The following is a 24641-nucleotide window of genomic DNA, read 5'->3' as shown; positions in this document are numbered from 1 at the left end:
TGCGCTGGCCGCGCCGGTCAGAGGGCCGCTCAGCGGTAGCTGAGACCCATGGCGGCGCGAACTTCCTCCAGGGTCTCCCGGGCGGCGTCCCGGGCCTGTTCACGACCTTCCTGCAGAATCGAGTGCACCAGATCCGGATTACCCTCGTATTCCTGCGCCCGGGCGTGCAAGGGCCGCTGCTCCTCAACGATGGCGTCGATCAACGGCTTCTTGCAATCGAGGCAACCGATGCCCGCGCTCCGGCAGCCCTGCTGCACCCATTCCTGGGTGTCCGAGGTGGAATAAATCTTGTGCAACCCCCACACCGGGCACTTCTCCGGATCGCCCGGATCGGTGCGACGTACCCGCTGGGGATCCGTCTGCATGGTCCGCACCTTCTGGGCCACGCTGTCCGGCTCTTCCCGAAGGCCGATGTAATTGTTGTAGGATTTGGACATCTTCTGCCCGTCCAGACCCGGCATCTTGGATTCCGGGGTCAGCAGCGGCTGGGGCTCCGGCAGGATCACTTTTCCGCCGCCCTCGATGAAGCCATACAGGCGTTCCCGATCGCCAAGGGAAATGTTCTGCTGCTCTTTCAGCAGCGCCCGGGCGGTTTCCAGAGCCTCCAGATCGCCCTCCTCCTGGTAACGCTTCTTCAGGGTGCGGTACAGCTTGGCGTTCTTCTTACCCATCTTGACGATGGCGGCTTCCGCCTGTTCCTCGAACCCCGGCTCTCGTCCGTACAGGTGGTTGAAGCGGCGGGCAATCTCCCGGGTGATCTCCACGTGGGACACCTGATCGGCACCCACCGGCACCTTGCCGGCCCGATACACGAGAATGTCCGCGGTCTGCAGCAGCGGATAACCCAGGAACCCGTAGGTCGCCAGGTCTTTCTCCCGCAACTTCTCCTGCTGATCCTTGTAGGTGGGAATGCGCTCAAGCCAGCCCAGGGGCGTGATCATAGAGAGCAGCAGGTGCAGTTCGGCGTGCTCGGGCACCTGGGACTGAATGAACATGGTGGAGGACCCAGGATTCACCCCGGCGGCGAGCCAGTCGATGACCATATCCCAGGCGCTCTGCGAGATGCCCGAGGGATCGTCGTACTGTGTAGTCAGGGCGTGCCAGTCGGCAACGAAGAAGAAGCACTCATACTCGTGCTGGAGTTTCACCCAGTTCTTCAGCACACCGTGGTAGTGACCCAGGTGAAGCTTTCCGGTCGGACGCATGCCCGATAACACCCGCTGCTGGGAATCGACAGAACTCAAAGCACGAACTCCTTCTGTTGCCAAACAAGACCCGCAGGACGCAGGCTGACCGCGCATTATAGTCTGAACCCCGGCTCCGGGTTAAGGCGAATGCCCAAAAAACAGAACCCCCGGCGTGCGAGGTGCAGGCCGGGGGCTCTGTGGGTGTGCCAGCGGGTGCTTACCAGCCGGTGACCTCTTTCAGGGCCTTGCCGATATCGGCCAGGCTGCGCACGGTTTTGACACCGGCGTCGTTCAGGGCCGCAAACTTCTCGTCGGCGGTGCCTTTGCCACCGGAGATGATCGCGCCCGCGTGGCCCATCCGCTTGCCCGGAGGCGCGGTCACACCAGCGATGTAGGACACCACCGGCTTGGTCACGTTGTCCTTGATGAAGGCCGCCGCTTCTTCTTCTGCGGTGCCACCGATCTCACCGATCATGACAATCGCCTCGGTCTCCGGATCTTCCTGGAGCAACTTGAGGATGTCGATGAAGTTGGAGCCCGGAATCGGGTCACCACCGATGCCCACGCAGGTGGACTGGCCAAAGCCGAAATCGGTGGTCTGCTTGACCGCTTCGTACGTCAGGGTGCCGGAACGGGACACAATGCCGACCTTGCCCTTCTTGTGAATGTGGCCCGGCATGATGCCGATCTTGCACTCGTCCGGGGTGATCACGCCCGGGCAGTTCGGCCCGATCATGCGCACGCCCTTGCGATCGACGTACTCTTTGGCGTAAAGCATGTCGATGGTCGGGATGCCTTCGGTGATGCAGACGATCAGTTGGATGCCGGCGTCAGCCGCTTCAATGATGGCGTCCTTGCAGAACGGAGCCGGCACGTAGATCACGGTTGCTTCCGCACCGGTCTTCTCAACGGCGTCCCGTACGGTGTTGAACACCGGCAGGCCGAGGTGCTCGGTGCCGCCCTTACCGGGGCTGACACCGCCAACCATCTTGGTGCCGTAGGCAATCGCCTGCTCGGAGTGGAAGGTCCCCTGTGAGCCGGTAAAGCCCTGGCAGATGACTTTGGTGTCTTTGTTAATCAGGATGCTCATTACTTACCCCCTGCGGCTTTAACGACTTGCTCTGCGGCATCCGCCAGGCTCTTGGCGGCAATGATGTTCAGGCCACTGTCAGCCAGGACTTTCGCGCCCAGCTCGGCGTTGTTGCCCTCAAGACGGACCACAACGGGGACTTTCACACCCACTTCTTTAACGGCACCGATGATGCCTTCTGCGATCATGTCGCAGCGAACGATACCGCCAAAGATGTTGACCAGAACGGCCTGCACGGCGTCGTCAGACAGGATGATCTTGAACGCTTCGGTCACGCGCTCTTTGGTGGCACCGCCGCCCACGTCCAGGAAGTTGGCCGGCTGGCCGCCCGCGAGCTTGATGATGTCCATGGTGCCCATGGCCAGGCCAGCGCCGTTGACCATACAGCCGATGTTGCCTTCCAGCGCCACGTAGTTGAGCTCCCACGCCGCCGCTTCGGCTTCCCGGGAGTCTTCCTGGGACGGATCGCGCATGGCCTGGATTTCTTTCTGGCGGTACAGTGCGTTGCCATCGATGCCGATCTTGGCATCCAGGCAGTGCAGATCACCGGCCGGGGTGATCACCAGCGGGTTGATCTCAACCAGCGCCAGGTCGCGCTCTTCGAACAGCTTCGCCAGACCCAGGAAGATCTTGGTGAACTGGCCGATCTGCTTGCCTTCCAGGCCCAGTTTGAACGCCAGCTCGCGGCCCTGGTAAGGCTGCGCGCCGACCAGCGGATCGATGGTGGCCCGCAGGATCTTCTCCGGCGTTTCTTCAGCCACTTTCTCGATTTCCACGCCGCCCTCGGTGGACGCCATGAACACGATGCGACGGGTGCCACGGTCAACCACGGCGCCCAGGTACAGTTCCTGATCGATATCGGTCAGGCTCTCAACCAGGATCTTGCTGACCGGCTGGCCTTTCTCGTCAGTCTGGTAGGTGACCAGGTTCTTGCCCAGCCACTTTTCCGCAAACGCACGGATCTCATCTTTGCTCTTCACCAGCTTGACACCACCGGCCTTGCCGCGACCGCCGGCGTGAACCTGGGCCTTAACCACCCAGCCATCACCGCCAATCTTGTCCGCCGCCGCAGCGGCTTCTTCCGGAGTATCGCAGGCAAAGCCTTTGGACACAGGCAGACCGTACTCAGCGAACAGCTGCTTGCCCTGATATTCGTGCAAATTCATAGTCAATGTCCCGAATTAGAGAATTCCTGGTTTGCGTTACTTCTTCTTGCGACGGTTAGCGATGTGAATCGCGCCGCCGGCAACGGCCAGTGCCGCCTCGTGCACGGACTCGGACAGAGTCGGGTGCGCGAAGCAGGTCAGCGCCAGATCTTCTGCGCTGGACCCGAACTCCATGGCAATAACGCCCTGGGCGACAATCTCGGAGGCGGCGGGGCCGACCACGTGGAAGCCCAGAATGCGGTCCGTCTTCGCATCCGCAATGATCTTGACCATGCCGCTGGCCGCGTTGGCCGCCATGGCACGGCCGTTGGCCGCGAACGGGAAGGTACCCACGTTGTACTCTTCACCAGCCGCCTTCAGCTCTTCCTCGGTCTTGCCGACCCAGGCCACTTCCGGCGCGGTGTAGATCACGTTGGGGATGCAGTCGTAGTTGACCTGCGGCTTGTGGCCAGCGATGCGCTCAGCCACCATGACGCCCTCTTCCGACGCCTTGTGCGCCAGCATCGGGCCGCGAACGACGTCACCGATGGCCCAGACGCCCGGCGCCTCGGTCTTGCAGTTGTCGTCCACGAAAATGAAGCCGCGCTCGTCCATCTGCACACCGGCGTCTTCCGCCAGCAGGCCATCGGTGTACGGGCGACGACCAACGGCAACGATCAGCTTGTCGAACTTGGCTTCGTGCTTGCCCTTGCTGTCTTCGTAGCTGACGTTCACCAGCTTGCGCTTGACCTCGGCCCCGGTCATACGGGCGCCCAGGGCAATGTTCAGACCCTGCTTCTGGAACTGCTTGAACGCGTCCTTGGCCAGTTGCTGGTCTACCGCCGGCAGGAAAGTGTCCTGCGCCTCAATCACGGTGACTTCAGAACCCAGGCGGGCCCACACGCTGCCCAGCTCCAGCCCGATGACGCCGGCACCGATCACGCCCAGGCGCTTGGGCACCTCGGTGAACTCCAGGGCGCCCTCGGAATCCACGATGTACTCGCCGTCAAACGGCGCGGGCGGGATCTGGATGGGCTTGGAGCCGGTGGCGATGATGACGTTGTCGGCTTCGTAGGTGCTGGTCTTGCCGTCTTTGTCGGTGACTTCCACCTTGCGACCGGCCAGCAGCTTGCCGTGACCGTGGATGGAGGTCACGCCGTTGGACTTGAACAGGCCGGCGATACCACCGGTCAGTTGCTTCACGATGCCGCTCTTGCGCTCCATCATCTTGCCGATGTCCATTTTGACATCCTTGGCGATGATGCCCTGCGCCTCGTAGTCGTGCGTGGTCTCCTCGAATTTGTGGGAGACTTCAAGCAACGCCTTGGAGGGGATACAACCCACGTTCAGGCAGGTACCGCCGAGCACCTGGCTCTTGCCATCGGCGGAGGTCCAGGATTCCACGCAAGCGGTTTTCAGGCCGAGTTGGGCGGCCTTGATGGCAGCAACATAACCGCCGGGGCCGGCACCAATGACAATGACGTCGTACTTGTCAGACATAATCTATCCCGTTTTCCGATTCGTTAAATGTCAGTTCACACGTCCAGCAGAATGCGCGCCGGGTCCTCGAGCATCTCTTTGATCGCCACCAGGAACTGCACCGCTTCCTTGCCGTCCACCATGCGGTGGTCATACGACAGGGCCAGGTACATCATGGGCAGGATCTCAACCTTGCCGTTCACCGCCATCGGGCGTTCCTGGATCTTGTGCATGCCCAGGATCGCGGTCTGCGGCGGATTCAGGATCGGCGTGGAAATCAGTGAGCCGAAGATGCCGCCGTTGGTGATGGTGAAGGTGCCGCCGGTCATGTCTTCGATCGCCAGCTTGCCGTCTTTCGCCTTGGTGCCGTACTCAACGATCTTCTTCTCGATGTCTGCCAGGCCCATGGCATCGGCGTCCCGCAGAACCGGAACCACCAGGCCGCGGTCGGTGGACACGGCCACACCGATGTCCTGGTAGCCGTGGAACACCATGTCGTTACCGTCGATGGACGCGTTCACGGCCGGGAAACGCTTCAGGGCTTCGGTGGCGGCCTTGGTGAAGAACGACATGAAGCCCAGCTTGATGCCGTGGCGCTTCACGAAGCTCTCCTGGTACTGCTTGCGCAGCTCCATGATCGGGGCCATGTTCACTTCGTTGAAGGTGGTCAGCATGGCGGCGGTCTGCTGGGCTTCCACCAGGCGCTTGGCGATGCTCGCGCGCAGACGGGTCATCGGTACCCGCTTCTCCTGGCGCTCGCCCTTGGCCACAGCCACCTCTGCAGCGGGCGCGGCCGGCGCCGGCTTGCTGGCAGCGGAGCCGCCCTTGTTGCCATCAATGAAGCTCTGCACGTCTTCCTTGGTGACGCGACCGTCTTTGCCGGTACCCGAAACGGCACTCGGGTCCACATTATTCTCTTCGGCCAACTTGCGGGCGGCCGGGCTCAAAATGGCCTCTCCGGAGGCCGCCTCGGACGTGCCTTCGGACTTGGACGCCCCGGATGAGGACGCGTCGGACTTGCTTTCCTTCGAGTCGCCGGAGGACTTGGACTCGCCCGCTGCACCTTCCTTGAACTTGCCGATCAGCTCGCCGCTCTCAACGGTGTCGCCTTCGTTCTTGACGATTTCCTCGATCACACCGTCCGCCGGCGCAACCACTTCGAGCACTACCTTGTCGGTTTCGATGTCGACGATCAGCTCGTCGCGGGCACAGGCTTCACCGGGCTGCTTGTGCCAGGTCGCAACGGTACCTTCCGCGACCGACTCCGGGAATACGGGGGCTTTAATCTCAGTAGACATTGCAAATCCTTAGTTCGGTAGCTCGTCAGATTTCAAACGCGTCGTTCACCAGCTTCTTCTGCTCCTCGATGTGCACGGACATGTGTCCGCACGCGGGAGCGGCCGAAGCGTCACGACCGGCGTATTGGAGGTACAGCTTGGGATTCAGGCGGTGCAGTGCGCCACGCATGTGGTGCTGGCTGCAGTACCAGGCTCCCTGGTTCATCGGCTCTTCCTGGCACCAGACCACGTGCTTGAGCTTGCTGTACTGGCTCAGCAACTCGTCGAGGTCATCGCCCGGGAACGGGTACAGCTGCTCGATGCGAACGATCGCGGTGTCGTCACGCTCGTCGGTCTTCTTCTTTTCGAGCAGGTCGTAGTACACCTTGCCGCTGCACAGAATCAGACGGGTGACTTTCTTCGGATCGGACGGCTCCTTCTCCGGCAGAACGGTCTGGAAGGTGCCGGTGGTCAGGTCGTCCAGGCCGGAAATGGCTTCCTTGTGACGCAACAGGCTCTTGGGCGTGATCGCCACCAGCGGCTTGCGCAGCGGACGCTTCACCTGACGGCGCAGCATGTGGAACACCTGCGACGGCGTGGTCGGCACACACACCTGGATGTTGTGCTCGGCGGACATCTGCAGGAACCGCTCCAGACGCGCGGAGCTGTGTTCCGGGCCCTGGCCCTCATAGCCATGGGGCAGCAGCAGCGTCAGGCCACACAGGCGGCCCCACTTGTGCTCACCGCTGGTCAGGAACTGGTCGATCACCACCTGGGCGCCGTTGGCGAAGTCACCGAACTGGGCTTCCCAGACGATCAGCGCGTTCGGCGTGGTGGTGGCATAGCCATATTCGAACGCCAGAACCGCTTCCTCGGACAGCAGCGAGTCGTAGATCTCGAAGGCCGGCTGATCGTCCGCCAGTTGCTGCAGAGAGATGTGCGTGGCACCGTCCTTCTGGTTGTGCAGCACCGCGTGGCGGTGTGAGAAGGTGCCACGGCCCACGTCCTGGCCGGTCAGGCGAATCGGATGACCTTCGTTGATGAGTGTGGCGTACGCCATCATCTCGCCGTAACCCCAGTTCAGGGGCAGCGCGCCGGCGGTCATCTTATCCCGATCGCTGATGATCTTGGACACCTGACGCTGAACGCTGAAACCCTCCGGCACGGCGGTCAGGGTCTTGCCCAGCTTCTGGATCGTCTTCAGGTTGACGCTGGTCTTGCACTTGGCGGTCCACTCGTGGCCCAGGTACGGAGACCAGTCGACGTAGAGCTCCTTGTTGGGCTCCTTGACCAGGGATTTGACCACGTGCTCACCGTTGTCGAGGGCGTCCCGGTAATCGGACTCCATCTGCTTGGCCTCGTCCTCGGACAGCACGCCTGCCTCGATCAGCTTCTCGGCGTAGAGGGTCCGCGTGGTTTTCAGCTTGCGGATCTTCTCGTACATGATCGGCTGGGTGGCGGCCGGCTCGTCGGCCTCGTTGTGGCCACGGCGACGGTAGCAGACCAGATCGATGACCACGTCACGCTTGAATTCGTTGCGGTAGTCCATGGCCATCTGGGTGACAAACAGCACCGCGTCCGGATCATCCGCGTTCACGTGCAGAATCGGCGCCTGGACCATTTTGGCGACGTCGGTGCAGTACTCGGTGGAGCGGGCGTCTTCCTGCTTGCTGGTGGTGAACCCGACCTGGTTATTGATCACAATGTGGATCGTGCCACCGGTGCCAAAGCCCCGGGTCTGGGACATCTGGAAGGTTTCCATCACCACGCCCTGCCCCGCAAACGCCGCATCACCGTGCATCACGATCGGCAGCACGGTGGTGCCGTCGTCGTCGCCGCGACGGGTCTGGCGGGCTCGCACGGAGCCTTCAACCACCGGGGACACGATCTCCAGATGCGACGGGTTGAACGCCATGGCCAGGTGCACTTCGCCACCCGGAGTCATGATGTTCGAGGAGAAGCCCTGGTGGTATTTCACGTCACCGGAACCGGAATCCGCCAGCTTCTTGCCTTCGAATTCGTCAAACAGGTCCTTGGGGTTCTTGCCGAGGATGTTGACCAGCACGTTCAGGCGGCCACGGTGGGCCATGCCCAGCACAATTTCCTTGGCACCGTAGGATCCCGCCCGCTGGATCAGCTCGTTCAGGCACGGGATCAGGCTCTCGCCACCCTCAAGGCCGAAGCGCTTGACGCCGGGATAGCGGGAACCGAGATACTTTTCCAGCCCTTCGGCGGCCGTCAGACGCTCAAGAACCGTTTTGCGGGTTTCCGCCTCAAATTCCGGATGGGAGCGTACCGGCTCCATGCGCTGCTGGAACCACCGCTTGATGCGGGTATCCACCACGTGCATGTACTCGGCGCCCACGCTGCTGCAGTAGGTCTCCCGCAGGCCGTTCACGATGTCCGAAAGCTTCATGGTTTCGGAACCAAAATTCAGCGAGCCGGTCTGAAACTCCAGGTCCAGATCCGAGCTGCCAAGTTCGTGAAAACGGGGCTCCAGGTCCTCAACGGTGGGACGCTGCCAGACACCCAGGGGGTCGAGCTGGGCTTCCTGGTGGCCGCGGAAACGGAACGCGTTGATCAGCTGGAGAACGCGGACCTGCTTTTTATCGGCATCGGAGGTGGCGCTGGCGGGAACGCCGCCGGAGGCAAGAAAGCGCTGATTGCGGGAGATGTGTTCGAACTGTTCGCGGATGGTCGAGAGGACGGTGTCCTGGCCTTGGTAGCCATCGACGCGCGGGAGCTTGTCAAAGTAGCTCCGCCACTCTTCGGGAACGGCGTTGGGGTCTGTCAGGTAGGTTTCGAAAAGCTGTTCAACGTAGGCCAGGTTTCCCCCCTGAAGGTGGGAAGTCTGCCACAATTGCTCCATTGTGCTTTCGTGCATCTTGAATAGCTCACCTTGGGCTGGTGCGGGGAGCCGCTATGGTCGGTCAGGGATAATTCTCAGTCAATACGGGTAATTACGGCATGACTTTGACCACCACTCACGACACGGATGTTGTCCATTCCCCAGTGGTTTTTGTACTCGGCAAAGCCGCAGGAAAACCTCGTAAGTCACCGAAACGGCTCGCGTAGTGTGCACCCGGCTAAGACTTTTGCCTATACGCCTTTGGTTGAAAGCCCTGCAAATTGCAGGGCTTTCCGGGTGCTAACCTGGTCAGAACAGTATAGCGGGTGTTCGGAACTTTGCGCGGGCTCAGGTGGCCCGCTGGAGCAGAAGGTTCCGAATGTGGCCGATGGCGCGGGTCGGGTTCAGACCCTTCGGGCACACGCTGACACAGTTCATGATGCCCCGGCAGCGGAACACGCTGAACGGGTCATCCAGGTTGGACAAACGCTCTGCCTGGGCGGTATCCCGGCTGTCCGCCAGGAACCGGTAGGCCTGAAGCAGACCCGCCGGGCCGATGAACTTGTCCGGGTTCCACCAGAAGGACGGGCAGGAGGTGGAGCAGCAGGCACAGAGGATGCACTCGTACAGGCCGTCCAGCTTCTCACGCTCTTCCGGCGACTGCAGACGCTCGATGGCGGGCGCCGGCTTATCGTTCACCAGGTACGGCATGACCTTCTCGTATTGCTTGTAGAACAGGCTCATGTCGACCACCAGGTCACGAATAACCGGCAGGCCCGGCAGCGGGCGCAGCACCAGCTTATTGTTCTTCACCACCTGGGACACCGGGGTGATACAGGCCAGGCCGTTCTTGCCGTTCATGTTCATGCCGTCGGAGCCGCAGACCCCTTCCCGGCAGGAACGGCGGTAACTCATGGACGGATCTCTTTCCTTCACCAGGTTCAGCACGTCCAGAACCATCAGGTCCTTGCCGGCCGGAATCTCGACCTCAACGTCCTGCATATAAGGGGCGTTGTCGGACTCCGGGTTGTAACGATACAGACTAACCAACATGTGACGATTCCCCCTTAGTAGGTCCGGATTTTCGGCTGGAACGTCGGCACCGTCTTCGGTGCGAAGTTCACATCACGCTTGCCAACGCGCTTGTCGAGCGGGAAGTACACGGAGTGCTTCAGCCAGTTCTCGTCGTCCCGCTCGGTGAAGTCATTGCGCGCGTGGGCGCCTCGGCTTTCCTTGCGCTCAATCGCGGACTTGGCGGTGGCGTAGGCGACTTCGTAGAGGTTGTCCAGTTCCAGCGCTTCGACGCGCGCGGTGTTGAAGGCATCGCTGGTGTCTGCCAGACGGGTCTTCTTCACCCGCTCGCCGATCTCTTCCAGCAGCTTGATGCCCTTCTCCATGCTTTCGCCATCCCGGAATACGCCGAAGTACAGCTGCATGCAGTTTTGCAGGTCCTTACGAACCTTCGCTACTTCTTCACCTTCGGAAGCGCTGTTCAGACGATCCAGGCGAGCCATGGCGCGCTTGATGTCTTCTTCGCTGGCGCCGTCGACTTCAAAGCCGCCGCGCAGTTGCTCTTCGATGTGCAGGCCGGCCGCACGGCCGAACACCACCAGATCCAGCAGCGAGTTGCCGCCCAGACGGTTGGCGCCGTGCACGGAGACACAGGCTGCCTCACCGCAGGCGAACAGGCCCGGAATGGCCTTGTCTTTGCCGTTCTCGTCCTGGGTCAGCGCCTGGCCACCCACGTTGGTGGGAATACCACCCATCATGTAGTGACAGGTCGGCACCACCGGAATCGGCTCTTTCACCGGATCCACGTGGGCGAAGGTGCGGGACAGCTCACAGATGCCCGGCAGGCGCAGGTTGAGGGTTTCCTCGCCCAGGTGGTCGAGTTTCAGCAGCACGTGATCTTTCTCGGGACCACAGCCACGGCCTTCCAAAATCTCCATAACCATGGCGCGGGCAACCACGTCACGGCCAGCGAGGTCTTTGGCGTTCGGAGCGTACCGCTCCATGAAACGCTCGCCCTCGGAGTTGATGAGGTAACCGCCCTCACCCCGACAGCCTTCGGTCACCAGCGTGCCCGCACCGTGGATACCGGTTGGGTGGAACTGCCACATTTCCATGTCCTGCACCGGGAAGCCGGCGCGCAGCGCCATGCCGATACCGTCACCGGTGTTGATCATGGCGTTGGTGGTGGACGCGTAAATACGGCCCGCGCCACCGGTGGCCAGAACGGTCGCCTTGGCTTTGATGTAGCAGACTTCGCCGGTCTCGATTTCGATGGCGACAACGCCCACCACTTCGTCTTTGCTGTTCTTGACCAGATCGACGGCATACCACTCGTTCAGGAAGGTGGTACCGCCCTTGAGGTTGGCTTGGTAAAGGGTGTGCAACAGGGCGTGGCCGGTACGGTCCGCCGCGGCGCAGGTCCGGGCAGCCTGGGTGGGATCATCCGGGCCCTTGGACTGGCCACCGAACGGACGCTGGTAGATGCGGCCCTGCTCGGTACGGGAAAACGGCAGGCCCATGTGCTCCAGCTCGAACACGGCCTGGGGACCCACGGAGCACATGTACTCGATGGCGTCTTGGTCGCCGATGTAATCGGAGCCCTTGACGGTGTCATACATGTGCCAGCGCCAGTCGTCGTTGGGATCGGCACTGGCAATGGCACAGGTAATACCGCCCTGCGCGGATACGGTGTGCGACCGGGTCGGGAAGACCTTGGTGATGCACGCGGTGTTGATGCCGGATTGAGTCAGTTGCAGGGCAGCACGCATACCGGCGCCGCCGCCACCGATCACAATCGCGTCGTAAGACATGGTTTTGATGTTAGCCATCGATTAAAGCCCCCACAGAATCTGAATGCCCCAAACTACATAGACGAACATAACCAGCCCGCAGATTGCCTGAACCACAAAACGCGTCGCCGCCGGCTTGATGTAGTCGGTGGTCACGGTCCAGAGGCCTACCCAGGCGTGAGCGCCGATGGAGAGCAGCGCCAGCAGAGTGAAGATGCGGAACCAGGTCTGCTCGAACAGACCAGACCAGGACTCATAGCTGACGTCCGTCATCAGCGTGAAGCCCAGCATGAACAGTGTGTAGAGAGCCAGCACATACGCGGTTACCCGCTGGATCATCCAGTCGAAAACACCACTGCGACCCAGGTTCGTGACGCTGTTTACCATACCCAGACTCCTGCCAGAATGATGAGGATGACGGAAACCACAATCGTGATCTTTGCGGCGAGGCGACCACTCTCCAGCTCTTCACCGAAGCCCATGTCCATGAACAGGTGCTTGATGCCGGCAACCAGGTGGTACAACAGAGCAGACAGGATGCCCCAGGTGATCAGCTTGGCAAGGAAGCTGTCCAGCAGCCCACTCACCTCGTTGAAGCCTTCTTCCCCGGACAGGGAAAGCTGAAGTCCGTACAGCAGGAACGCCACACCAACAAAGATGATGATGCCGCTGATCCGATGCAGGATGGACGTAATGGCTGGCAGAGGGAAATGGAACTTGCCGAGATCGAGATTTACTGGTCGTTTGCTATTCACAGCGCTCTCACACTCTCTCTTGGTTCCGCGATACCGACGAATCGGCTGCGGTGGTTGGTATGTATCGATCGTCAAACGGTACGGGCCCGATTGGCGATTGGTTCAGGAGGCAGGATAACATCGATAGCTTCCTACGCAGGCGCGCAAGTACCGGTGCATCCCCGTTTCCGGGCTACGGATTATAAGGAGAGCACCCCGCAATTACAAACCGGCGAACCGGGTGCCGCCACCGTTTCGCCCCCGGATCAGCGGTGATGGCCGCACCGCACACCGGCCGATGGACGGACCGTTCGGGTTATCCCGGATTGACCTGGTTAGCACATTTCGGTCCAACCAGGCCCAGGCGCATTGACAAAAAAACCGGACGCCCTATATTTTGCGCCCAGTTTTGCGATAATACGCGCCTTCTGGCGTATTTACACAAGCAGTCAAAAGCTGCAAAAAAGCTGAAATAGGAGAGCACCATGACCGACAGGAAAGCCACGCTCTCGGTGGGGGACAAATCCATTGAGCTACCGGTATACTCCGGCACCGTCGGCCCTGACGTTATTGACGTACGAGGCCTCGTCCAGGAAGGCGTTTTCACCTACGACCCGGGATTTGTATCCACAGCCGCCTGCGAATCGGCCATCACCTACATCGACGGCGCCAACGGCGTTCTCCTGCACCGCGGTTATCCGATCGAGCAGCTTGCCGAACACTCCGATTACCTGGAAGTCTGCTACCTCCTGCTGAAGGGTGAGCTGCCCTCCACCAAGGAAAATCAGCGGTTCCACGACACCATCAAAAACCACACCATGCTGCACGATCAGATGCGCAACTTCTTTAACGGCTTCCGCCGTGACGCGCATCCGATGGCCATCATGTGCGGCGTGGTTGGGGCGCTGTCTGCGTTCTATCACGATCAGATGGACGTCACCGATGAGACCCAGCGGGAAATTACCGCCCATCGCCTGATCGCCAAGATGCCGACCATTGCGGCCTGGTGCTACAAATACAGCATCGGCCAGCCGTTCATGTACCCGCGCAACGACCTCTCCTACTCCGAGAATTTCCTGCAGATGATGTTCGGTGTGCCCTGCGAGGAGTACAAGCCGAACCCCGTGCTGGCCAAGGCGATGGACAAGATCTTCATCCTGCACGCGGATCACGAGCAGAATGCGTCTACTTCCACGGTGCGTCTGGCCGGCTCCACCGGCGCCAACCCCTACGCCTGCATTGCCTCCGGCATTGCCGCTCTGTGGGGCCCCGCACACGGCGGTGCTAACGAGGCGGTCCTGGATATGCTGGCGGAGATCGGCGACGAGGCCAACATCGAGACCTTTATTGCCAAAGCCAAGGACAAGGACGACCCGTTCCGCCTGATGGGCTTCGGCCATCGGGTCTACAAGAACTTCGACCCGCGCGCCAAGGTCATGCGGGAAACCGCTCACGAAGTGCTTAAAGAGCTGGGCCTGGAAAACGACCCGCTGCTGAAGATCGCCCAGCGCCTGGAAAAGATTGCCCTGGAAGACGAGTACTTTGTACAGCGCAAGCTGTATCCGAACGTCGACTTCTACTCCGGCATCATCCTGAAGGCCATCGGCATCCCCACGTCTATGTTCACGGTGATTTTCGCCATGGCACGGACCATCGGCTGGTTCTCCCACTGGAACGAAATGGTCAGCGGAGACTACCGCATCGGCCGTCCGCGCCAGCTTTACACCGGCTCTGCCAAGCGGGACTATCCGAAGAAATAACCAAATCCCCGCAAGAGAACCAGAAAAAAGCCGCTGATCTCAGCGGCTTTTTTTATGGGCCCTAACGACAATCTGCCGGCAAGAGTTTTTCCTCGACGTTTTGCCCATAGCACGTCCAGCTGATGTTGCCCTGATCAACGGAAGGCTCCAGAACGATATATTCTGATTCGCCGCTCTTATCGGTGCCCACCTCCACACCAATCAGGCCGCTTTCATACACGTCGATGGAGTAATCTCCGACCGCATTTTTTAACGTGGACTCTGGATAACCCAGATCAATCATCGATACCGGCCAGGCCTGGTGCTCCTGAGCGTAGGCTTCAACCCGACCCTGCACCTCCAGCGCCGCGGAGTAGGCCGTCGAAAACCTCGCCCTTTCCACATACTGCTGGTAGGCGGGAATCGCAACCGCGGCAAGCACGCCGATCAACGCAATGGTGATAAGGAGAGAGGCTGCGCCACCGGCTCCCACGCCAAGCCTCGGGATGAAACAGGACAGCGTCCAGGCCCAGAAGCTCCGTCTCGGATGGGTGATTTCCTGGCCCTGCGCCAGTGCGACCGCCGTGGCCATTCGCTTGGTCAACCAAGGGTAGTCGCCCGTCAGCTCATTAAACGACATCCAGAACCCGTTCGTGGCCTGCACCTGCGCAATGTACGCGTCCACATTGATGGTGCTCCAGCGGGTATCCCCCGCCGCGATTGCAGCGAGTGCGGCCTTGATGTCCGCTTCCGACTGGCAACAGGCAACCCCATAACGGTCGCAGGTATATTCCTCCGCTCGCCGCAAGGCCGGCCCGACGACCGGAAGCAAGGAGGCCGGCATGACAAAGGTTTGCCATGAGAGATGCTTCCGGTGAATGTGGCCAAGCTCGTGACCGATGTAAAAGTCGATCGCACCCGGTTGATCATCGAGCGCATCGACCACATCGGTGAAAAGCACAACGAAATGCCGGCCAAGGAATTTCGTTGCCAGTGCGTTGAAGAAGTCCGTCCTCAACAGGTAGGCCTCGGGCACCTCGTTCACGCCCACTCTCTCACAGCACCGAACCAGCCGATCGTACAAATCCGGATACTGGTCCGGGCTGATTCGAACCCCGGAGCCTTTCAAATGGGAAATAAACGCAGAGTGCGCGAACAGGAAAAAAACGTATCCCAGAATCAGGTACAGGAGGAGGCCTCCAAGGGTACCAACAATCAACGCCAGCCAGATAATAGCCGAGAAAACGACCGCTATACCCAGTAGCGGTTTCTCATTTTTATAAACCAAGTCCATGGAAATCCCTTATGACGATAAAACCAACGTGACAGGCCACTCACTTAGCCCGGTTACAACATCGGAATGGAGGCACAGACAATGAGTGGCGGTCATTCGCCGGAGGGGAATCATCGTGATGCATCCATGCAGATCGACGAAAGTATAGAAACCGCGTCAGATGAAGTCTATGTCAGCCTGGCCGCTTTCAGCGGGGCCGTACCCGGAGGTGTGACCCCGGTATCAAACCTCGCTGCCGCCGGGCACATCTGTTGGCCAAGCCCTGCTCGCTCACCCTTTGGCAGCCGTGGTGTGAACCCACCTCGAACAGCCGCCCGTTCGCCATCTGCGGAACCAGCGTTATCGGGGTGACGAGGTCATTCCATCTGCGCTATTCTCGGGCTTTCCCACCAGCCTGTATTTTCGACCAAAATACCAATAACGGCACTCAGCCATACAGGAGATGATCATGACAGTCACCGTAGCATTCATTGGCCTCGGCATTATGGGTTACCCCATGGCAGGCCACCTCGCAAAAGCCGGCCTGGACGTTCGCGTCTGGAACCGGACCCTGTCCCGCGCAGGCGAATGGGCGAGCTGCTACCGGGGTACGGCCTGCAGCACCGTTGCTGAAGCCGTCCAGGGCGCCGATGTGGTGCTGACCTGCGTCGGCGCCGATCAGGACCTGGTTGAAGTCTACGAGGGCGATGACGGCATCATCGCCAACGCCAAAGAAGGCGCTATCCTGGTGGACCACACCACCGCGTCCGCGCGCATGGCCGAAAAGCTGGCGTCCCGCGCCTCCCGCCGCAACCTCGGCTTTATTGACGCGCCGGTATCCGGCGGCCAGCAGGGCGCGGAAAATGGCCAGTTGACGGTCATGTGCGGCGGCTCGGAGGAAGATTTCAACAAGGCGCTGCCAATCATGGAGCGATACGGCCGTGCGGTGACCCTGATGGGGCCGGCCGGCAGCGGCCAGAAGACCAAGATGGTCAATCAGATTGCCATCGCTGGCCTGGTCCAGGGCCTTTCCGAAGCCCTGCACTTTGCCGAGCAGGCCAACCTGGACGTCAGCCGGGTGGTGGACGTGATCTCCAAGGGCGCGGCCCAGTCCTGGCAGATGGAAAACCGCTCTGCCACCATGATCAAAGGCGAGTTCAACCACGGCTTCGCGGTGGACTGGATGCGCAAGGACCTGAGAATTTGCCTGGAAGAAGCCCGCAAGATCAACGCGACCCTGCCGGTCACGGCGATGGTCGACCAGTTCTACGCGGACGTACAGGCGATGGGCGGGAAACGCTGGGATACGTCGTCGCTGATTCAGCGGTTGCGGAAGTTTCGGTAGGCCTGGTAAACCTGGGGTCAGATGAAAAAAAGGGGTCAGATGAAAAGCTCATCTGACCCCTTTTTTTCATCTGACCCCGTTTTCACTTCTCCCGGGGTCGCCACTTGCCGTTGTCGTACCACGCGGACCAGCCGGTGGCCTTGCCGTCTTTCTCCGACATGACGTACTGCTCCTTGGTTTTCCGGCTGTAGCGGATGACCGTCGGGTTGCCTTCCGGATCGGCCTCTGGCGCGTCCATCAGAAAATCGTATTTCGGGTCAATTTCCTTTCGGTGCGGCTTGATCTCTTTCACCAGCGGCGGACGGGTTTCCCGGTTCTTGGGGAACTTGCTCGCGGCCAGGAACAGGCCGGAGGCGCCGTCCCGGAGCACGTAGGTGTCGTCCACGTTCTGACACTTCAACTCTGGCATGGGCACCGGATCCATCTTGGGGGGCGCGGGCTCCCCGTTTTTCAGCAACTTACGGGTGTTCTTGCATTCGCTGTTCGTGCACCCGAAATACTTGCCGAAGCGGCCGGTCTTGAGCTGCATCTCCGAGCCGCACTTGTCGCACTCCAGGGTCGGGCCATCGTAGCCCTTGATGCGGAACGTGCCCTTCTCCACCTCGTAGCCTGGACAGTCCGGGTTGTTGCCGCAGATGTGAAGCTTGCGGGTCTCATCCACCAGATAGCTGTCCATGGCGGTGCTGCAGATCGGGCAGCGGCGCTTCTTGCGCAGCAGGCGGGTTTCGCCCTCGCCTTCCACGTCCTCATCGGCGCTGACCACTTCGTCGCCGGACACCAGGTTGATGGTGGTTTTGCAGCGCTCCTTGGGTGGCAGCCCGTAGCCGGAACAGCCAAGGAACACCCCGGTACTGGCCACGCGGACCTGCATGGGCCGGCCGCAGGTGGGGCACGGGATGTCGGTTTCGGTGGGCGTGTTGGCGCGCATACCGCCATCGCTCTGCTCCGCCGACTCCAACTGCTGCCGGAAACGCCCGTAGAAGTCGTTGAGAACCGCCTTCCACTCCACGTCACCACTGGCGATCTCGTCCAGCTCGTCTTCCATGCGCGCGGTAAAATCGTAGTCCATCAGATTCGGGAAGGACTCGTTCAGGCGCTCAGTGACAATCTCGCCCATCTTCTCGGCGTAGAACCGCCGGTTCTGGAGCCGCACATAGCCACGATCCTGAATGGTGGAGATGATCGAGGCGTACGTCGACGGCCGCCCGATGCCCTGCTTTTCCAGTTCCTTGACCAGGCTGGCTTCCGTGTAACGGGGCGCCGGCTTGGTAAAGTGTTGCGTCGGGTCCAGGGCTTTCAGGCCAAGGTCGTCGCCCACCTGGATATCTGGCAGCGCCACGTCCTCTTCCTTCTTACTGGACTGGGGTGCGGCTTTCAGGAAGCCGTCAAACTGGATAATACGGCCGCGGGTGCGCAGCTCGTAGGCATCATTGGCCACCACGATGGAGGTGCTCAGGAACTCCGCGTCCGCCATCTGGCAGGCGATGAACTGCCGCCAGATCAGGTCATAGAGTTTCTCAGCGTCCTTCTCCAGGCCGCTGATGTCGGACGGCCTGCGGGTCACCTCGGTCGGACGAATGGCCTCGTGGGCCTCCTGGGCGCCTTCACGGCTGCCGTAGACCCGGGGCTTCTCGGGAAGGTAACGGTCGCCAAACTGTTTACTGACAAACTCGCGGCAGCTGGAAATGGCGTCCTGGCTCAGGTTGGTGGAGTCCGTCCGCATGTAGGTGATGTAGCCAGCCTCATACAGGCGCTGGGCCAGCATCATGGTCTTCTTGACGCTGAACCCCATCCGATTGCTCGCCGCCTGCTGAAGCGTGGAGGTAATGAACGGCGCCGACGGCCGGGACCGGGTGGGCTTGTCTTCCCGTTTGGCCACCTGGAACTGACCAGCCTTCAGACGGTCCACGTGGGCCGTGCTCTGGGCTTCGTTCACAGGGCGGTAGGCCTGATCCTGGTAGCGGGTTACCTCAAAGCGCACCGGATCCTTGGCGCCGGCAGGCAGCAGGTCCGCGTGCAACTGCCAAAACTCCTCGGGTACGAACTTGCGGATTTCCCGCTCGCGCTCGACGATCAGGCGCACGGCAACGGACTGCACGCGACCGGCGGACAGCCCCCGGGCCAGTTTGGCCCACAGCAGCGGAGACACCATATAGCCCACCACCCGATCCAGGAACCGGCGGGCCTGCTGGGCGTTCACACGGTTGCCGTCGAGGCTGCCCGGCTCCTTGAACGCTTCCTGGATGGCACGTTTGGTAATTTCGTTGAACACCACGCGGCGGTATTTGCCGTCGTCGCCGCCAATGGTCTCACGAAGGTGCCAGGCGATGGCTTCCCCTTCGCGGTCCAAATCCGTCGCGAGATAGATGTGATCGGCGGATTTCGCCAAGCGTTTGAGTTCGCTGACCACCTTTTCCTTGCCGGGCAGGATCTCATACCGGGCCTGCCAGTCGTGATCCGGGTCCACGCCCATGCGGGCCACCAGTTGCTCCCGGGCCTTGCGCTTCTTGTGCTCGGCCTTTTCTTCCGGGCTCATTTTGCGGGTCAATGCGGCCTGACGGGCCCGCTCTTTCGGGTCGGTCTGGGAACCACTGCCACTGACCGGCAGATCCCGGATGTGGCCGACGCTGGACTTAACGATGTAGTCCGAGCCCAGGTACTTGTTGATGGTTTTCGCTTTCGCTGGCGACTCGACAATAACGAGACTTTTACCCATAACGGAGATCAATATCCTTGGCGACAGATCGGTCAAATAATCAGCAAACCGTAAACTCGCAGTAAAATCAGGCGGCTATAAAACCGATAAACGCCGCCGATGTCTATAGGCACTCTGTTTTACAGGGTCATACCGGGCAAGACAACCCATTCCTGATGATGCTGGCCCAAACGGGTCTCCCGGAAACAGGAAGGCCCGGCGGTGTGCCGGGCCTCCTGCGTTAGCGCTTCACATCGGTTGCCCGACTCAGAGGCGCTCCCAGACCGTCGCAATGCCCTGGCCCAGGCCGATGCACATGGTGGATACCCCCAGTGTGCCGCCTTTGGCCATCATCACGTTCAGCAGGGTGGTGGAGATCCGGGCACCGGAGCAGCCCAGCGGATGGCCCAGGGCAATCGCACCGCCGTTCAGGTTCACCTTCTCGTCCATCACGCCCAGCAGTTTCAGGTCCTTGAGGACCGGCAGCGACTGGCCGGCGAACGCTTCGTTGAGCTCCCAGAAATCGATGTCTTCGATTTTCAGGCCAGCCCGCTTGAGCGCTTTCTTAGTGGCCGGAACCGGGCCGTAGCCCATGATCGCGGGGTCACAACCGGCCACGGCCATGCTGCGCACCTTGGCAATCGGCTTCAGGCCCAGGGCCTGCGCCCGCTCGGCGGACATCAGCACCATGGCGGAGGCGCCGTCGGTCAGCTGTGAAGACGTACCCGCGGTGACCGTACCGTTCTTCGGATCGAACGCCGGACGCAGCTGGCCCAGGGACTCCACGGTGGTTTCCGGACGAATGGTCTCGTCGTGCTCGATCAGCTTGACGAAGCCGTTCTCGTCGTGGCCCTCGATGGGTACGATCTCGTTCTTGAAACGGCCTTCGAGGGTCGCTTCGTGGGCCAGGCGATGAGACCGGGCACCGAACTCGTCCTGCTGCTCGCGGGTGATGCCGTGCATCTTGGCCAGCATTTCCGCGGTCAGGCCCATCATGTTGGAGGCCTTGGCGGAGTACTTGGACGCCGCCGGGTTGTGGTCGAAGCCTTCGGTCATGGGCACGTGGCCCATGTGCTCAACGCCACCGATCACGAACACGTCGCCGTTGCCAGTCTGGATCGCCTGGGCCGCGGTGTGAATCGCGGTCATGGCGGAACCACACAGACGGTTGACGGTCTGGGCCGCGGATTCGTGGGGAATGCGAGTCAGCAGGGAGATCTGACGGGCCACGTTGAAGCCCTGCTCCTTGGTCTGGTTCACACAGCCCCACACCACGTCTTCCACTTCTTTCGGGTCGAGCTTCGGGTTGCGCTCAAACAGTGCCTCGATCAGCGCGGCCGACAGGGTCTCGGCGCGCACGTTACGGAAACATCCGTTCTTGGCACGACCCATCGGAGTCCGCACGCAATCGACGACGACAACGTCTCTCGGATTCAGGCTCATAGATCTTTCTCCGTTCGGGAATCTCGTTCAGGGTTAGCCAAAGAACTTCTTGCCAGTCTTGGCCATCTCACGCAGCTTCTCGGTCGGCGCGTACAGCGGGCCGAGCTCTGCGTACTTGTCTGCCAGTTCGACGAAGGCGGCAACGCCCATGTCGTCGATGTAGCGCAGGGCGCCACCGCGGAACGGAGGGAAGCCGATGCCGTAGATCAGGCCCATGTCCGCGTCGGCCGGGGCCTCAACGATGCCGTCTTCCAGGCAGCGCACGGTTTCCAGACACAGCGGGATCATCATGCGGGCGATGATGTCGTCTTCCTCGAAGTCCTTCTTGTCGCTGACCACAGGCTGGATCAGCTTGTAGGTCTCTTCATCCACGACTTTCTTCGGCTTGCCCTTCTTGTCTTCCTCGTACTTGTAGAAGCCCTTGGCGTTCTTCTGGCCGTAGCGCTTGTTCTCGAACATCACGTCGATGGCGGAAGTAAAGTCCGCCTTCATGCGCTCGGGGAAGCCCTCTGCCATCACCTCATTGGCGTGCTTGGCGGTGTCCATGCCCACCACGTCGAGCAGGTAGGCCGGGCCCATGGGCCAGCCGAACTTCTCCATGACCTTGTCGATCTGCTGGAAGTCGGCGCCGTCACGCACCAGCGCGGCAAAACCGCCGAAGTAAGGGAACAACACACGGTTGACCAGGAAGCCCGGGCAGTCGTTTACAACAACCGGGGTCTTACCCATGGCCTTGGCGTAGGCAACGGTGGTCGCAATGGCGCGGTCACTGGTCTTCTCGCCGCGGATAACCTCAACCAGCGGCATCATGTGTACCGGGTTAAAGAAATGCATGCCGCAGAAGTTTTCCGGACGCTTGAGGTTCTTGGCCAGAAGGTTGATGGAGATGGTGGAGGTGTTGGAGGTCAGGATGGCGTCCTCGCGAACCGCGTCTTCGGTCTCGCGCAGTACCGCATCTTTGACTTTCGGATTTTCAACCACCGCTTCAACAACCAGGTCTACGTTCTTGAAATCACCGTAGTTCAGGGTCGGCGTGATGTTGTTCAGAACGTCACCCATCTGGCCGGCGTCCATCTTGCCCTTGGCCACGCGCTTGGACAGCAGCTTCTTGGCCTCGTTCAGGCCCAGCTTGATGCCGTCCTGGTTGATGTCCTTCATGATGATGGGCGTGCCCTTCAGCGCGGACTGGAACGCCACGCCGCCGCCCATGATACCGGCACCCAGAACGGCCGCCAGGTTCACTTTGGACGCTTCCTTCTCCCACGCGCTGGCTTTCTTCTTCAGGGCCTGGTCGTTCAGGAACAGGCCCACCAGGCAGGCCGCCACGTTGGTCTTGGCCATCTTGGCAAAGCCCTTGGCCTCAACTTCAATGGCCTTGTCGCGGGTCATGCCGGCGTGCTTCTGCATGGTCTTGATGGCTTCCACCGGCGCCGGGTAGTTCCGGCCGGCCTTGCCACCGACAAACGCCTTGGAGATCTCGAACGCCATCATGCTTTCCATGGCGTTGAGCTTGATCTTGCCCTTCTTCTCTTCACGACGGGCGTTGTTGTCGAGCTTGCCTTCGTTGCACTGGTTGATGATGGCCACGGCGGCCTCGACCAGCTTGTCGGCCTCAACGACAGCGTCCACAGCGCCCACTTTCAGGGCCGCGTCAGCGCGGTTTTCGGTGCCGCCGCAGATCCACTCAACGGCGTTATCCACGCCCACAAGACGGGACAGGCGCACGGTACCGCCGAAGCCCGGGAAAATGCCCAGCTTCACTTCCGGCAGGCCCACCTTCGCCTTCGGTGCCATGACCCGGTAGTCGGTTGCCAGGCACATCTCGAAACCGCCGCCGAGCGCGATGCCGTTAATGGCGGTAACGGTCGGGAACGGCAGGTCTTCGATAGTGCTGAACACCTCGTTGGCCTTCAGGTTGTTGGCCACCAGATCTTCTTCGGAACCGGCGAACAGCTCGGTGAACTCGGTGATATCGGCACCGACAATAAAGCTGTCCTTGGAACTGGTAACCACCAGGCCTTTCAGATCCTTGCGGGATTTGAGGGTGTCCGCCGCGGCGCCCAGTTCTTCGATGGTGAGACGGTTGAACTTGTTGACCGACTCGCCCTGCAAGTCAAAGTTCAACTGAGCGATCCCGCCGTCGATCTCTTTAACCGTGATGGCTTTACCTTCGTAAATCATCAACTGATCTCCAGTCTGTGATGGGAACTGCTGACAGCCCGGCCTCCGGGGCCCGGCCGCCGGTGCAGCGAGAATGTGATCACTGCCCGATCGTTCGATTCAAGAATTCATACACTTGTTTGAATCGTGAGGGCACACGATGAAAAAAAACCGGCCGTTTGTCAATTTGTTTCTGACGGCGCGTTCTCTCGGAGGGGCCGATGACCGCAATGGGCACGTGCTATCGCACCCTGTTGCCTGCTCACTTCACATAAATTTCAACAACCTGGCGAAGTGAGTAAAAGCACAATGTGATCGGCGTCACGCAAACTTCATGCTTGAGTCACGGAGATTTCATACTTGTTTGCAATTCAGACGGCCGGTTTCCGGAATAATGCCTTGATTGGCCGGGGGTCTTACATTACCTTCGGCTTGCGACTTTCGTCGACAATAATAAAACAGCCTTACGGAGATCCCTTCCGATGACAAATGAACGCGTGCGTATTCGTTCCCTTACTTTTGCCCTGATCGCGCTCGCGCTGGTCTCGCTCAACGCCCGTGCGCAGGAGGCTGCCGATACCTTCCTGTCCGATCTTCACACCTTCCGGATCAGCAACTACATCGCGCTGGATGCGTTCTACCGTTACAGCGGTACCCAGGACCCTGCCATCCTGCAGGATGTGGTCAATGGGATCAACGCCGCCAACGACGCCATGAACACCGTGGCCAAAGCCACCAACGGCGTGCTTTCAAAAGACGCTGTGGAAGACCTGAACCAGGAGTTCGACAAGTTCAAGGCGCTGATGCGGGACAACATCAACGTCAACCGCAAGCAGGGCTACCCGGATCTGCGGCTGATGTCGGACATGGCCAACCAGGCCCTGACCATGAGCGACAAGGCCACCGAACTTTACAAGCAGGCCCAGGACAGCGCCCAGCTCAAGACCGACGATCGGGTTGAGGCTGCCCGTATGGCTGCCGTCAAGATGGCCCAGATGATGGCAAAGTACTCTGCTCGCACCAACTCCTCGAACGCCCAGACCTTTCAGGGCGCTGCCGACGAGAAGGCCCTTGACCAGCAGGCGAAGGAGTTTGATGGTTTCCTCGAGCAGTTGGGCCGCGGCCGCGACATCCCGGCCCTCAAGGACACCATTGACGAGATCCGATCGAAGTGGGAATTCATCCGCGGATCGTACATCAATTACAACCAGAACAACGTCAGCTTTGTTATTGATCGCTACTCCAAGGGCATCCTGTCCGCCCTGAACACCGCCATCGACCTTCTGCAACAGTCTCAGAAGAGCTGACCCCCGCACGACCCGGGCACAGGGAGTGTGCCCCACCCGTCCGATTAATTGACCCCGGTCATTCGCCCATGTCTCGCGATACGGCAGACTTGAACTACGCTTTCAGTGTGTCCCGTTG

General features: G+C 60.6%; 17 protein-coding genes. 3 read left to right on the top strand and 14 right to left on the bottom strand.

Translation table 11 applies throughout. From position 1 onward, the window contains the following. Nucleotides 1-29 precede the first annotated feature (29 nt). From V3388_RS14085 to sdhC, 10 genes are all read right to left on the bottom strand, one after another. Nucleotides 30-1244 (bottom strand): tryptophan--tRNA ligase, encoded by a 1215-nt coding sequence (locus V3388_RS14085; RefSeq protein WP_336368213.1) that lies wholly within the window; start codon nt 1242-1244, stop codon nt 30-32. Nucleotides 1245-1404: 160 nt separating this feature from the next. Further along, nucleotides 1405-2277 carry a succinate--CoA ligase subunit alpha gene (gene sucD, locus V3388_RS14080; protein WP_336368212.1) on the bottom strand — a complete coding sequence of 291 codons (873 nt, stop codon included), beginning with the start codon at nt 2275-2277 and terminating at the stop codon, nt 1405-1407. Then, a complete protein-coding gene (gene sucC / locus V3388_RS14075) occupies nt 2277-3443 on the bottom strand; it encodes an ADP-forming succinate--CoA ligase subunit beta (protein ID WP_336368211.1) in 1167 nt (388 codons plus the stop codon). The genes sucD and sucC overlap by 1 nt, the downstream gene beginning before the upstream one ends. Nucleotides 3444-3479: 36 nt before the next feature. Further along, nucleotides 3480-4922: a dihydrolipoyl dehydrogenase gene (gene lpdA, locus V3388_RS14070; protein ID WP_336368210.1), complete on the bottom strand. Its 1443-nt coding sequence runs from the start codon at nt 4920-4922 to the stop codon at nt 3480-3482. Between the two features lie 35 nt (nt 4923-4957). Beyond that, the gene (gene odhB / locus V3388_RS14065; protein WP_336368209.1) at nt 4958-6199 is read right to left on the bottom strand and encodes a 2-oxoglutarate dehydrogenase complex dihydrolipoyllysine-residue succinyltransferase; all 1242 of its coding nucleotides are present in this window, start codon (nt 6197-6199) and stop codon (nt 4958-4960) included. A gap of 25 nt (nt 6200-6224) precedes the next feature. After that, a complete protein-coding gene (locus V3388_RS14060; RefSeq protein WP_336368208.1) occupies nt 6225-9062 on the bottom strand; it encodes a 2-oxoglutarate dehydrogenase E1 component in 2838 nt (945 codons plus the stop codon). A 312-nt stretch (nt 9063-9374) separates the two neighbouring features. After that, on the bottom strand, nt 9375-10079 hold the full coding sequence (locus tag V3388_RS14055) for a succinate dehydrogenase iron-sulfur subunit (protein WP_336368207.1): 705 nt from the start codon (nt 10077-10079) through the stop codon (nt 9375-9377). Nucleotides 10080-10093: 14 nt separating this feature from the next. Continuing rightward, the gene (gene sdhA / locus V3388_RS14050; protein WP_336368206.1) at nt 10094-11866 is read right to left on the bottom strand and encodes a succinate dehydrogenase flavoprotein subunit; all 1773 of its coding nucleotides are present in this window, start codon (nt 11864-11866) and stop codon (nt 10094-10096) included. Nucleotides 11867-11869: 3 nt separating this feature from the next. Beyond that, nucleotides 11870-12214 carry a succinate dehydrogenase, hydrophobic membrane anchor protein gene (gene sdhD, locus V3388_RS14045; protein WP_336368205.1) on the bottom strand — a complete coding sequence of 115 codons (345 nt, stop codon included), beginning with the start codon at nt 12212-12214 and terminating at the stop codon, nt 11870-11872. After that, complete coding sequence (sdhC, locus tag V3388_RS14040; RefSeq protein WP_336368204.1) at nt 12208-12582, bottom strand: succinate dehydrogenase, cytochrome b556 subunit; 375 nt, start codon at nt 12580-12582, stop codon at nt 12208-12210. The genes sdhD and sdhC overlap by 7 nt, the downstream gene beginning before the upstream one ends. Nucleotides 12583-13046: 464 nt before the next feature. On the opposite strand from sdhC, the gene gltA reads away from it, so the two are divergent. Continuing rightward, nucleotides 13047-14321: a citrate synthase gene (gltA, locus tag V3388_RS14035; protein WP_336368203.1), complete on the top strand. Its 1275-nt coding sequence runs from the start codon at nt 13047-13049 to the stop codon at nt 14319-14321. Between the two features lie 61 nt (nt 14322-14382). Here gltA and V3388_RS14030 read toward each other — a convergent pair whose 3' ends face one another. Continuing rightward, nucleotides 14383-15594: a pilin gene (locus V3388_RS14030; RefSeq protein WP_336368202.1), complete on the bottom strand. Its 1212-nt coding sequence runs from the start codon at nt 15592-15594 to the stop codon at nt 14383-14385. Between the two features lie 448 nt (nt 15595-16042). On the opposite strand from V3388_RS14030, the gene V3388_RS14025 reads away from it, so the two are divergent. Next, on the top strand, nt 16043-16918 hold the full coding sequence (locus tag V3388_RS14025) for an NAD(P)-dependent oxidoreductase (RefSeq protein WP_336368201.1): 876 nt from the start codon (nt 16043-16045) through the stop codon (nt 16916-16918). A gap of 82 nt (nt 16919-17000) precedes the next feature. On the opposite strand, the gene topA is transcribed toward V3388_RS14025, so the two are convergent. The 3 genes from topA to fadB form a co-directional block, all read right to left on the bottom strand. Beyond that, nucleotides 17001-19634 (bottom strand): type I DNA topoisomerase, encoded by a 2634-nt coding sequence (gene topA / locus V3388_RS14020; protein ID WP_336368200.1) that lies wholly within the window; start codon nt 19632-19634, stop codon nt 17001-17003. A gap of 246 nt (nt 19635-19880) precedes the next feature. Continuing rightward, on the bottom strand, nt 19881-21056 hold the full coding sequence (gene fadA, locus V3388_RS14015; protein WP_336368199.1) for an acetyl-CoA C-acyltransferase FadA: 1176 nt from the start codon (nt 21054-21056) through the stop codon (nt 19881-19883). A 33-nt stretch (nt 21057-21089) separates the two neighbouring features. Next, on the bottom strand, nt 21090-23237 hold the full coding sequence (gene fadB, locus V3388_RS14010) for a fatty acid oxidation complex subunit alpha FadB (RefSeq protein ID WP_336368198.1): 2148 nt from the start codon (nt 23235-23237) through the stop codon (nt 21090-21092). A gap of 461 nt (nt 23238-23698) precedes the next feature. On the opposite strand from fadB, the gene V3388_RS14005 reads away from it, so the two are divergent. Next, nucleotides 23699-24523 (top strand): hypothetical protein, encoded by an 825-nt coding sequence (locus tag V3388_RS14005; RefSeq protein ID WP_336368197.1) that lies wholly within the window; start codon nt 23699-23701, stop codon nt 24521-24523. The last annotated feature ends 118 nt before the right edge of the window (nt 24524-24641 follow it).

This window comes from Marinobacter sp. C2H3 (genome assembly GCF_037080155.1).
Lineage (GTDB): Bacteria > Pseudomonadota > Gammaproteobacteria > Pseudomonadales > Oleiphilaceae > Marinobacter.
Note: the sequence above shows the minus strand (reverse complement) of the source record. Positions and strands in the feature narration are given on the sequence as shown.

Excerpts from the sequence above, each read along its gene's own strand:
- sucD (WP_336368212.1), bottom strand. The coding sequence starts at position 2,277 with ATGAGCATCCTGATTAACAAAGACACCAAAGTCATCTGCCAGGGCTTT.
- sucC (WP_336368211.1), bottom strand. The coding sequence starts at position 3,443 with ATGAATTTGCACGAATATCAGGGCAAGCAGCTGTTCGCTGAGTACGGT.
- lpdA (WP_336368210.1), bottom strand. The coding sequence starts at position 4,922 with ATGTCTGACAAGTACGACGTCATTGTCATTGGTGCCGGCCCCGGCGGT.
- odhB (WP_336368209.1), bottom strand. The coding sequence starts at position 6,199 with ATGTCTACTGAGATTAAAGCCCCCGTATTCCCGGAGTCGGTCGCGGAA.
- V3388_RS14060 (WP_336368208.1), bottom strand. The coding sequence starts at position 9,062 with ATGCACGAAAGCACAATGGAGCAATTGTGGCAGACTTCCCACCTTCAG.
- V3388_RS14055 (WP_336368207.1), bottom strand. The coding sequence starts at position 10,079 with ATGTTGGTTAGTCTGTATCGTTACAACCCGGAGTCCGACAACGCCCCT.
- sdhA (WP_336368206.1), bottom strand. The coding sequence starts at position 11,866 with ATGGCTAACATCAAAACCATGTCTTACGACGCGATTGTGATCGGTGGC.
- sdhD (WP_336368205.1), bottom strand. The coding sequence starts at position 12,214 with ATGGTAAACAGCGTCACGAACCTGGGTCGCAGTGGTGTTTTCGACTGG.
- gltA (WP_336368203.1), top strand. The coding sequence starts at position 13,047 with ATGACCGACAGGAAAGCCACGCTCTCGGTGGGGGACAAATCCATTGAG.
- V3388_RS14030 (WP_336368202.1), bottom strand. The coding sequence starts at position 15,594 with ATGGACTTGGTTTATAAAAATGAGAAACCGCTACTGGGTATAGCGGTC.
- V3388_RS14025 (WP_336368201.1), top strand. The coding sequence starts at position 16,043 with ATGACAGTCACCGTAGCATTCATTGGCCTCGGCATTATGGGTTACCCC.
- topA (WP_336368200.1), bottom strand. The coding sequence starts at position 19,634 with ATGGGTAAAAGTCTCGTTATTGTCGAGTCGCCAGCGAAAGCGAAAACC.
- fadA (WP_336368199.1), bottom strand. The coding sequence starts at position 21,056 with ATGAGCCTGAATCCGAGAGACGTTGTCGTCGTCGATTGCGTGCGGACT.
- fadB (WP_336368198.1), bottom strand. The coding sequence starts at position 23,237 with ATGATTTACGAAGGTAAAGCCATCACGGTTAAAGAGATCGACGGCGGG.
- V3388_RS14005 (WP_336368197.1), top strand. The coding sequence starts at position 23,699 with ATGACAAATGAACGCGTGCGTATTCGTTCCCTTACTTTTGCCCTGATC.